Below are 1,273 nucleotides of genomic sequence, written 5' to 3'. Positions count from 1 at the left end.
ATGGCAAAAGAAAAGTTTGAACGCGTAAAACCGCACGTAAACGTTGGTACAATCGGCCACGTTGACCACGGTAAAACTACACTAACTGCAGCAATCACTAACGTACTTGCAAAAGTATACGGCGGTGTTGCTAAAGATTTCGCATCAATCGATAACGCTCCAGAAGAGCGCGAGCGTGGTATCACAATCTCAACTTCTCACGTTGAGTACGATACACCAACTCGTCACTACGCACACGTAGATTGTCCTGGACACGCCGATTATGTTAAAAACATGATCACTGGTGCTGCTCAAATGGACGGCGCTATCTTAGTAGTAGCTGCGACTGACGGCCCTATGCCACAAACGCGTGAGCACATCCTACTTTCTCGTCAGGTTGGCGTACCTTACATCGTTGTATTCATGAACAAATGTGACATGGTTGACGACGAAGAGCTACTTGAGCTAGTAGAAATGGAAGTTCGTGAACTTCTTTCTGAGTACGACTTCCCAGGTGATGACTTACCACTAATTCAAGGTTCTGCTCTTAAAGCACTTGAAGGCGAAAAGCAGTGGGAAGACAAGATCGTTGAGCTTGCAGAAGCACTAGATTCTTACATCCCAGAGCCAGAGCGTGACATCGATAAGCCATTCATCATGCCTATCGAAGACGTTTTCTCAATCCAAGGCCGTGGTACAGTAGTAACTGGTCGTGTTGAAGCTGGTATCATCAACGTGAACGACGAAGTTGAAATCGTTGGTATTAAGGAGACTACTAAGTCTACTTGTACTGGTGTTGAAATGTTCCGTAAGCTTCTTGACGAAGGTCGTGCTGGTGAGAACATTGGTGCACTTCTACGTGGTACTAAGCGTGAAGACGTTGAACGTGGTCAAGTACTAGCTAAGCCTGGTTCAATCAATCCACACACTACATTCACTTCAGAAGTATACGTACTTTCTAAAGATGAAGGTGGTCGTCATACTCCTTTCTTCAAAGGTTACCGTCCACAGTTCTACTTCCGTACAACTGACGTAACAGGTGACGTACAGTTACCAGAAGGCGTAGAAATGGTAATGCCTGGTGATAACGTTAAGATGACAGTAACTCTAATCGCGCCAATCGCGATGGACGAAGGTCTTCGTTTCGCTATCCGTGAAGGTGGCCGTACTGTAGGTGCTGGTGTTGTAGCAACTATCGTAGAGTAATAATTAGCCTAGCTAATTAATACTAAAAAGAGGTCACTTCGGTGGCCTTTTTTAATGCCTGAAGAAAAGTGTTTAGTTTTCAGCTATT

At 44.9% G+C, this 1,273-nt stretch carries 1 protein-coding gene; it reads left to right on the top strand.

Annotated elements, in window-relative coordinates; all coding sequences use genetic code 11:
• Window positions 1-1,185: an elongation factor Tu gene (gene tuf, locus CWC04_RS18680; protein ID WP_004589660.1), complete on the top strand. Its 1,185-nt coding sequence runs from the start codon at window positions 1-3 to the stop codon at window positions 1,183-1,185.
• The last annotated feature ends 88 nt before the right edge of the window (window positions 1,186-1,273 follow it).

Source organism: Pseudoalteromonas sp. S2893 (genome assembly GCF_005887105.1).
GTDB classification, from domain to species: Bacteria; Pseudomonadota; Gammaproteobacteria; order Enterobacterales; family Alteromonadaceae; genus Pseudoalteromonas; species Pseudoalteromonas atlantica.
The sequence above is the reverse complement of the archived record's forward strand: the minus strand, read 5'-3'. Positions and strand labels throughout refer to the sequence as shown.